This is a genomic window from Salipiger sp., from assembly GCF_059781815.1.
Window position 1 is genome coordinate 1 of the sequence record NZ_JBYNAH010000209.1, and the last position, 9323, is coordinate 9323.

The window sequence follows — 9323 nt, forward strand, 5'->3', positions numbered from 1 at the left end:
CCGACATCGGTCATCAGCGCCTCGCCGGGGCCGTTCACCACGCAGCCGATGATCGACAGCGACATCGGCGTCTTGATGTGCTCAAGCCGCTCTTCCAGCGCCTCGACGGTCTTGATCACGTCAAAGCCCTGCCGGGCGCAGGACGGGCAGGAGATGATGTTGACGCCGCGATGGCGCAGGCCGAGCGACTTGAGGATCTCGTAACCGACCTTGACCTCTTCGACCGGATCGGCCGAGAGCGAGACGCGCAGCGTGTCGCCGATGCCCATCCACAGGAGCTGGCCGAGGCCGATGGCGCTCTTGATGGTGCCCGAGGTCAGGCCGCCGGCCTCGGTGATGCCGAGGTGGATCGGCTTGTCGGTGACTTCGGCCAGGCCCATGTAGGCGGCGGAGGACAGGAACACGTCGGACGCCTTCACCGAGATCTTGAACTCGTGGAAATCGTTGTCCTCGAGGATGCGGATATGATCGAGCGCGCTCTCGACCATGGCGTCGGGGCACGGCTCGCCGTATTTCTCCAGCAGATGCTTCTCGAGCGAGCCGCCATTCACCCCGATGCGCATCGAGCAGCCGTGATCGCGGGCGGCGGCGATGACCTCGCGCACCCGCGCCTCGCTGCCGATATTGCCGGGGTTGATGCGCAGGCAGGCGGCGCCGGCCTCGGCGGCCTCAATGCCGCGCTTGTAGTGGAAATGGATGTCGGCGACGATCGGCACCGGGCTTTCGCGCACGATCTCCTTCAGCGCTTTCGCGCTGTCCTCGTCGGGGACCGAGACCCGCACGATATCGGCCCCGGCCTCGGCGGCGCGCTGGACCTGCTCCACCGTCGCCTTCACGTCGGTGGTGATGGTGTTGGTCATGGTCTGGACCGAAATCGGCGCATCGCCCCCCACAGGCACATTGCCCACCATGATCCGGCGCGACTTGCGCCGCTCGATGTTGCGCCAGGGACGGATCGGGTTGTGGCTCATGCCGCAAGGCTCCTCGAGACAGGGGGTTCGCGTGCGGCCATACCTAATGCCGCGAGCGACCTGAGACCAGAGACGATTGCGTGAAACCTTCAGGTCCCCCCTGCCCCGGCGACCGTTTCAGTCGGGGACAGGGTCAGGCGCAGAGCGGATCAGTCAGCGACGGGCGCTGCGCTGTTGAGTTCGGCCACCACGCGCTCGAGATCGGCGTCACGCGTGATGTCGGCGACCTGGTAGCTCGAGGTCAGGTTGTCGACCGAGAGCGCGAGGTTCGAGGTCACCGCGCCGGTATCGCCGGCCGGGCCGTAGGTCTGGCCGTTCACGGCGAAGTAGACCGCGCCGGACTCGCCCACCCGCAGGGTGGCCGGATCCTCGGTGCTGGGCAGCTCGAAGGTATCGCCGGCGCGCATCGTCGCCTCGTAGATCACCGAGCCGTCGGCGGCGCGCACCCGCACCCAGGCGGTGCGCACGGCGATCATCGTCACGCCCGGGGCGCTGTCTTCAAGCACCTTGGGCTGGCCAGGCTCGCCCTGCGGTTGCGCCGCGGCGAACTGGGTCATGTCATCCATGATGCGCTGCAGATCGCCGTCGCTGGTCACGTCGGCGGGGCTGTAGGCGGCAGCAATCAGCTCGGGCTGCAGCGACAGGTCGCGGGTCACCGTGCCGGTGGGACCGGCGGGGCCGTAGGTCTGGCCGTTCACGGCGAAGTAGACCGCGCCGGATTCGCCGACATTGAGCTTCGGATCGGTCTGGCCCGCAGGCACAGCCCAAGTCTCGCCGGCATCCATCACGCGCTCGAAAAGCACGCTGCCATCGTCGCCGCGCACGCGCACCCAGGCCGGGCGCACGGCGACCAGCGTCATCTGTCCCGGGAGGCCGAGCTTCGGAGCGGCCTGCGTGGCCTCGGCGACCAGACGCTCGGAGCCATCGGGCGCGGCAACCGGCGCCGGCGGCACGGTGCCGCGCTGCGCGAAGACGCCGACCGTGGCAGGATCGAGCGAGGAAATCGGAGCATCCCGGGCCACGAGGACCGGCACGTCGAGCGCTTGCGGACGGTAGAGACGATCCAGCGCCTCGGCACCCGGGGGCGAGAAGGCCCCGACGCCATCGGCCTGCGCCACCACATCGTCTCCGCCGACCTCTTCCGTCACCGGCGCGACCGCGCCGTCGAGCGGATCGAGCTCGCTCAGCACCACCGGGGTCTGATCCACCGGGGCGAGCTGCACGCGCTGCACCTCGCGCAGGACCGCCCAGCCGCCATAGCCGATGCCACCGATCAGCGCGACCAGCACCAGCATCGAGGCCACGGCGCCGGGCTCGATGCGCGACAGCAGGCTGTCGCCGGCGGGCACGAACGGCATGCGCGGCTCGGCAAAGGGATCGCGCGCGGCGGGGCGCGGCGCTTCGGACTTGACGTAGTTCGGCTTGCGGATGGTCGAGGCGTTTTCCGACATGCCGTGGGCGACGGAGAAGCCGCTTTCGGCGCAGAATTCCTGGAAGCACTCGTCCGGATCCATGCCGAGATAGCGGGCATAGGAGCGGACGTAGCCGGCGATGAAACCGGGCGTGTCGAAGGCGGAGGGATCGCAATTCTCGATCGCGGCGATGTAGCTCGCCTTGATCCTCAGCTCGCGCTGGACGTCGAGAAGAGACTTGCCCATCGTTGCGCGTTCACCGCGCATGACATCGCCAAGTCGCAGTGCAAAATCGTCAAATCCGCGCGGGCCATCGTCTTCGACAACCTCGTCCGGCCTACGTGAGGATTTCCGCCCGATCATGCGTTCAACCTAAAAATTGGTGCTGTCCCAGCTCGCCTGTCCACTCACGCTTTCGCGATTCGCTTCGCGTGTTTTATTAGGACTACGTTAGCACATCACAACTGCTTTTACAGAGATTCGGCGGGTTATGAGCGTGGTTCTGCGCAAGCCCGCCCGTGCATCGTGCACATCGCCCAACGATCCAAGCCGCGCCGAAGTTCCTCTATCTCTTCACGAATCCCGCTCGACGAATTCTCCTTCGACGCGCGGAGATCCTGCATCGGAATGGTAAAAGATAAATAAAACCCTCCCGACCAATCCGACCGGGAGGGTTTCGTCATTCTGTCGCGTCGCCGGGACCGGCCGTGACCGGATCCGCCTGGGGTCAGGCGCTGAGCTCCTGCCGGTTCAGCGCGCAATGCGACCACAGAGCGTCGAGCGCGCGCACCAGCTTGTCCATCTCGTCGGGGCCGTGCACCGGCGAGGGGGTGAAGCGCAGACGCTCGGTGCCGCGCGGCACGGTGGGGAAGTTGATCGGCTGGACATAGATGCCATAGCCGTCGAGCAGCATGTCCGAGAGCTGCTTGGTGTGCACCGGGTCGCCGACGATCACCGGCACGATGTGGCTGCCATGATCGATGATCGGCAGGCCCATGCCCTTGAGGCGGGTCTTGAGGATCCGGGCCTGGGTCTGGTGCTTGTCGCGCAGAGCCTGATCCTGCTTGAGATGGGCGATCGAGGCCGCCGCCCCGGCCGCAACCGCCGGCGGGATCGAGGTGGTGAAGATGAAGCCCGGCGCGTAGGAGCGCACCGCGTCGCACATCTTTTCGCTCGCCGCGATGTAGCCGCCGAACACGCCGAAGGCCTTGCCCAGCGTGCCGTTGATGATGTCGATGCGATGCGCCAGCCGGTCGCGCTCGGCGACACCGCCGCCGCGCGGGCCGTACATGCCCACCGCGTGCACCTCGTCGAGATAGGTCAGCGCGCCCACCTCTTCGGCAAGGTCGCAGATCTCGGCGATGGGGCCGAAATCGCCATCCATCGAGTAGACCGATTCAAAGGCGATGAGCTTCGGCGCGCGCGGGTCGTCGGCGGCGATCAACTCGCGCAGATGGTCGACGTCGTTGTGGCGGAAGATCCGCTTGGCGCCGCCGTTGCGCTTGATGCCCTCGATCATCGAGGCGTGGTTGAGCTCGTCGGAATAGATGATCAGGCCGGGGAACAGCTTGGGCAGGGTCGAGAGCGTGGCGTCGTTGGCGATATAGGCCGAGGAGAAGACCAGAGCCGCTTCCTTGTCATGCAGATCCGCCAGCTCTGCCTCGAGCCGCTTGTGATAGACCGTGGTGCCCGAGATGTTGCGGGTGCCGCCCGAGCCCGCGCCGGTGGCGTCGATGGCCTCGTGCATCGCGCTCAGCACCGCCGGGTGCTGGCCCATGCCAAGATAGTCGTTGCCGCACCAGACGGTGATCGCCTGCTCGGAGCCGTCAGCCTTGCGCCATGTGGCGTGCGGGAACTGGCCCTTCTTGCGTTCGATATCGATGAAGGTGCGGTAGCGGCCTTCCTCGTGCAGACGGTTCAGGGCTTCGTCGAGCTTCGCGGTGTAATCCACCGGCATCTCCTCCTTCGCTTTGGCCACGTCGTTGCAGGCTGCGCGGCGTCTGGTCGGCGGGGCCCGCCGCATTCACGTTCGTGAATGGATAACGCTCACAGTGCATCCTGTCCACGGTTTAGAAAGAGACTAAGAGTCGCGGCCTTGATTTGCATCAAGACTTTGGGATGGTCTTCCGGCGCCGTCTCTCGCCAAGCGCCGGAGTCGGGCACGAAGATACCGCCCAAATGCAGCAATTCAAGCGCGTTCCGCGAAAGACCCGGTGCCAGCAGGCAAACCGGGACACCATGCCACGGCGACATCATATTCACAAAATGATATATAAAAGATGCACCACAGGTGCCCGATAGAGACTATGAGAGGAGACCGAGCAGCATGAAGCAGATCACGCCACTCGCACTTGCCGTCATCGCCCTGACCGGCAGCGCGAGCGTTCTTGCGGCGGGCCACGCGAATCCGTGGGCCGATGACCTGAGCGAGGTTCTGCAGAAGAACCACGACACCAACCAGGCCAAGAGCGCCGACACGCCCGGCGAAGACGAGATGCGCGGGGTCATGTCCCGCAACGCATATGGCAAGACCAGCGGCAACGCCGCCGAGACCGCCAGTGGCAACGACGGCAGCGGCCCGCGTGACGGTTCCGGAAGTCACGGCTTCGGCAAGCGCTGACCCTGCCGGCCGGGGCGCCCCTCCCGCGCCCCGGCCCCTCTCTCTCCCGAAAGGTAAGGTTTCTCATACTCGCCAGACAACTGTGGCGGGTGCACCCTGATGACATTGATAAAGTCCGTGGAGGCCGCCCGGGTGGCGCCACACCCTAATTTGATAGTGGATTTTCGAAGGTCATTTCATGTGGAGCCTGACCCTCCCCCCGTTTTCTGCCCCGGCGCTCGTGCTTGGCACCGCCGCGGGCTACGCGCTTGCCACCGTCGGCATGAAGCTCTCGGCACAAGGCCACATCCCCGTCGGCCTCGCCCTCGCCATTGCGGGCTTCCTTGCGGCCCTGCTCTCCGAGATCCTTCTGATGCGCCGGGCCGAGCTGTCGGTGGTTTATCTCGCCATCATCGCCGCCGAGACGCTGCTGGTGCTGGCCTATGCCAGCTGGATCGGCGAAGGGCTGAGCCTGAGGCAGGCGTTCGGCGCGGCGATGGTGCTGGCAGGGCTGGCGGTGGTGGCCGTCTGAGCGCCTGCTCTGGACAGTACGGACGGCGCTGATAGGGTCGCGCCGAACCCATCTCCCCACAGCCACAGGAGCCCATGGCATGTCCCTCGACGCCGTTCTCGCCCGCATCGACAGCGATCTTCCCGCCGCAACCGATCGTCTGCTCGAGCTTCTCCGCATCCAGTCGATCTCGACCGACCCGGCCTACAAGGCCGAGTGCGACAAGGCCGCCGACTGGCTGGTGGCGGATCTGCAGTCGATCGGCGTGCGCGCCGAGAAGCGCGCCACCCCGGGCCACCCGATGGTGGTGGGCCATGTGGACGGCCCCGGCCCGCATGTGCTGTTCTACGGCCATTATGATGTGCAGCCGGTCGATCCGCTGACCCTCTGGGATCGCGATCCCTTCGATCCCGCCATCGAAGAGACCCCAAAGGGCAAGGTGATCCGCGGCCGCGGCGCCTCGGACGACAAGGGCCAGCTGATGACCTTCATCGAGGCCTGCCGCGCCTGGAAGGCCGAGCACGGCACCCTGCCCTGCAAGATCACCTTCTTCCTTGAAGGCGAGGAAGAGAGCGGCTCGCCGTCGCTGGTGCCGTTCATGAAGGAGAACGCCGAGGAGCTGAAGGCCGAGATCGCGCTGATCTGCGACACCGGCCTGTTCCAGTCCAAGACCCCGGCAATCATGACCATGCTGCGCGGCCTGCTGGGCGAGGAACTGACCATCACCGGCCCCGACAAGGATCTGCACTCGGGCATGTATGGCGGCATCGCCATGAACCCCGCCCGCGTGCTCACCAAGATCCTCGGCGGGCTCTTCGACGAGAACGGCGTGATCCAGGTGCCCGAGCTTTATGAAGGCGTTCCGGCGCTCTCGGATGAGCTCAAGGCGCAGTGGGAGGGGCTCGGCTTCGATGCCAAGGGCTTCCTCGGCGATGTCGGGCTGTCGATCCCGGCAGGCGAGAGCAGCGTCACCCCGCTCGAGATGATCTGGGCCCGCCCCACCGCCGAGATCAACGGCATCTGGTCGGGCTATACCGGCGACGGCTTCAAGACCGTGCTGCCCTCCGAGGCCCATGCCAAGATCAGCTTCCGCCTCGTCGGCACGCAGGACCCGCAGGCGATCCGCAAGAACTTCCGCGCCTGGGTCGAGGCGCAGCTGCCCGCCGACTGCAAGATCGCCTGGAAGGACCACAGCTGCTCGCCAGCCTCGCAGATGTCGACCGAGCATCCGGGCTTCGAGGCGGCACGCAAGGCGCTGTCGGACGAATGGCCCGATCCGGCGGCCTATGCAGGCTGCGGCGGCTCGATCCCGATCGCCGGCTACTTCAAGACCATCCTCGACATGGATGCCATGCTTGTGGGCTGGGGCAAGGATGACGACCAGATCCATTCGCCCAACGAGAAGTACGACCTCGAAAGCTATCACAAGGGTATTCGGAGCTGGGCGCGGATCCTCGACGCTATGTCGGCCTGACGACAGAAGGACAACCTGAGGGGGATTCGACAGAATCAAACTTCCCCCTCAGGGACTTCTGTGACGCCCGGAATTGCGTGAACGTGTCAGGATTGACAGCCTCTCGCCACAAAGTTGTCCAACTTCGCCAGAATCCCGGGAAATCCCGTAAAACTCTCAAAAAAATTCCGTTTTCAAATCCCGGTCCAGCCGTAATCGGCGCACGAAAATGCCATGATTGATTTCTAGCCTACCCTTAAGGATAGGAAAGGCCCCCATGAGGGTCAGCCTTCTCCCAAAAAGACGATCTGAAGGGTCAAGGAACGGAACATGAGAAACTACACGTTTCGCAAGATGACGCAGCAGGACTTCCAGGCACGGGTCAAGCGCATCGACCCCGAATACTATAACCATGGCGAGGTGAAGAAGACCTTCTCCTCTCCCGCGCGTCCCTTCATGTCGCTGATCATGGGGTTTGGCTGGGCCTACGTGGTGATCTCGGTCGCCCGCAACCGCAGCCATATCGAGCACAGCCTGCTTCAGGGCAACCTGCCCGCCGAATACCACGATTTCATCTTCTTCATCCTGGCCGCGCTGCTCGCCGTTTCGGCGGTGATGCTCGGCATCCACCTGTTCCGCTTTCTGATGTCGCGCCGCGCCAGCACCGGCAAGCGCAACTCCGGTGGCCTTCTGGTGGGCGCTCTCGCCGCTGGCGCGCTGGTCTACACCCCCGCCAGCGTCTTCGATGCCGGCCTCGGGATGATCGACCAGAACTCGCGCTCGCTGATCATGGCGGCCTCGAGCAACGTCAACGTCGATTTCGCCTCGGTCTCCTTCGTCTCGTCGAACGGCCTGAACTGAGCCATCGCTTGACGCGGCCCCGCCGCCGCGCTTCCCTGCGGGCATGAGCACGCAGCCTCCGACGCCGCCCGAGACCCGGACCGCCGAGATCGACGGACACACCATCGCCTACGATATTGCCGGAGACGGCCCGCCGCTGCTTCTGCTGCACGGCTACCCGCAATGCCGCGCCCTCTGGCGCCCCCTCTTCCCCCTCCTCACCGATGCCTTCACCGTGATCGCCGCCGATCTGCGCGGCTATGGCGACAGCTGGATGCCCGACAGCGTCGAGGCCATGAGCTTTCGCAACATGGGCGCCGACATGCTGGCGCTGATGACGGCGCTCGGCTTCGAGCGCTTCCACCTTGCAGGCCACGACCGCGGCGCGCGGGTCAGCCACCGCATGGCGCTCGACGCGCCCGGGCGGCTGGCCTCGGTCTCGTTGCTCGACATCGTGCCCACCCACCACCTGCTGAGCCACTGCACGCAGGAGGTGGCGCGCGCCTATTATCACTGGTTCTTCCTCGCCCAGCCCGCGCCGTTCCCGGAAACCCTGATCGGCCACGATCCCGAGACCTATTTCGAGCGCTGCCTGCTGGGCTTCGGCAAGGCGCAGCTGTCGGATTTCGCCCCCGAGCTACTCGCCGAATACCGCCGTGCCTGGGCGCAACCGGGCGCCATCCGCGCCGGCTGCAACGATTACCGCGCCGCCATCGAGATCGATTTCCACCACGACGCCGCCGACCTTGGCCGCCAGGTCGCAGTGCCCGTGCAGGTGCTCTACGGCGCCGAAGGAGCGATGGCCCAGCTGATGGACGTGCCCGCTACCTGGGCCCACCGGCTGGAGAGGATGGAGGCGCAGGCAATCGCCGGCGGGCACTTCTTCCCCGATCAGGCCCCCGCAGAAACCGCCGCGGCGCTGCGCGCCTTCCACCTTCGGCACAGCGCCTAGAAGACCCCGCTGAAGCGCTCCGGCAGCAGGTATTGCTGGTCGTAATCCGGCCGGTCGAACTGCCAGTAGCCGGTTTCGCCCCGCGCCTTCCAGCTGCGCTTCATGCGCTTGCGCACCCAGCCGAGGTCGAACCCGTCCTGCATCGGCAGCGCCGCAAATCCCTCGAAGACCGCGCGATCCTCGCCCCGCGCCTCGGCGAACCAGTGCCGCCCGATGGCGGCCTCCTTCACGCCCACGCCCACCTCTTCTGTCACCGCGTTGCGGCGGTTCATCGTTTCGACATAGGTGCCAAAATCGCAGAACTTCAGGTGAAACAGGTAGAGCGGGTCCGGCGTGAAGAGCTTCGACGCCTGGGTGAAATGCCCGCCCCGTGCGATCTTGGTGCCAAGCGAGAGCACGCAGGGCTTGGAGTAATGTGGCGCCAGCCGCACGTGCCGGCGCGGCCCGAGGATGCGGTCTTCGATCGGCGTGTCCTCGCGGTCGATGCGATGGATCACCTCGAGCCCCAGCGGTGTCAGCACCCGCCGCAGCGGCTGCTCGGCGAGATACTCGACCAGCCCGCGCCCCTCCGCCGCCTCGGCGAGC

At 65.8% G+C, this 9323-nt stretch carries 9 protein-coding genes; 5 read left to right on the plus strand and 4 right to left on the minus strand.

All coding sequences use genetic code 11. The features are described 5' to 3' along the window. The 3 genes from ispG to hemA form a co-directional block, all read right to left on the minus strand. Positions 1-971 (minus strand): flavodoxin-dependent (E)-4-hydroxy-3-methylbut-2-enyl-diphosphate synthase (gene ispG / locus AC6RA4_RS19830; protein WP_500163304.1); only part of this gene is annotated, 971 nt, incomplete at its 3' end. Between the two features lie 149 nt (positions 972-1120). Further along, positions 1121-2746 carry a helix-turn-helix domain-containing protein gene (locus AC6RA4_RS19835; RefSeq protein ID WP_500163306.1) on the minus strand — a complete coding sequence of 542 codons (1626 nt, stop codon included), beginning with the start codon at positions 2744-2746 and terminating at the stop codon, positions 1121-1123. Positions 2747-3110: 364 nt separating this feature from the next. Then, positions 3111-4334, minus strand: a complete 1224-nt coding sequence (hemA, locus tag AC6RA4_RS19840) for a 5-aminolevulinate synthase (protein ID WP_500163307.1) — start codon at positions 4332-4334, stop codon at positions 3111-3113. Between the two features lie 375 nt (positions 4335-4709). Here hemA and AC6RA4_RS19845 point away from each other — a divergent pair, with 375 nt between their 5' ends. The 5 genes from AC6RA4_RS19845 (at position 4710) to AC6RA4_RS19865 (ending at position 8738) form a co-directional block, all read left to right on the plus strand. Next, the gene (locus AC6RA4_RS19845) at positions 4710-5003 is read left to right on the plus strand and encodes a hypothetical protein (RefSeq protein WP_500163308.1); all 294 of its coding nucleotides are present in this window, start codon (positions 4710-4712) and stop codon (positions 5001-5003) included. Positions 5004-5181: 178 nt separating this feature from the next. After that, entirely contained in the window at positions 5182-5514 is a 333-nt protein-coding gene (locus AC6RA4_RS19850) for a 5-aminolevulinate synthase (RefSeq protein WP_500163310.1), read from the plus strand. A gap of 79 nt (positions 5515-5593) precedes the next feature. Further along, positions 5594-6967 (plus strand): M20/M25/M40 family metallo-hydrolase, encoded by a 1374-nt coding sequence (locus AC6RA4_RS19855; protein WP_500163311.1) that lies wholly within the window; start codon positions 5594-5596, stop codon positions 6965-6967. Between the two features lie 309 nt (positions 6968-7276). Continuing rightward, a complete protein-coding gene (locus AC6RA4_RS19860; protein ID WP_500163312.1) occupies positions 7277-7807 on the plus strand; it encodes a hypothetical protein in 531 nt (176 codons plus the stop codon). 43 nt (positions 7808-7850) lie between these two features. After that, positions 7851-8738 carry an alpha/beta fold hydrolase gene (locus tag AC6RA4_RS19865; RefSeq protein WP_500163314.1) on the plus strand — a complete coding sequence of 296 codons (888 nt, stop codon included), beginning with the start codon at positions 7851-7853 and terminating at the stop codon, positions 8736-8738. Here AC6RA4_RS19865 and AC6RA4_RS19870 read toward each other — a convergent pair. Next, positions 8735-9323, minus strand: a 589-nt coding sequence (locus AC6RA4_RS19870; protein WP_500163315.1) for a glycosyltransferase family 2 protein, incomplete at its 5' end; no start/stop codon positions are given. The genes AC6RA4_RS19865 and AC6RA4_RS19870 overlap by 4 nt on opposite strands.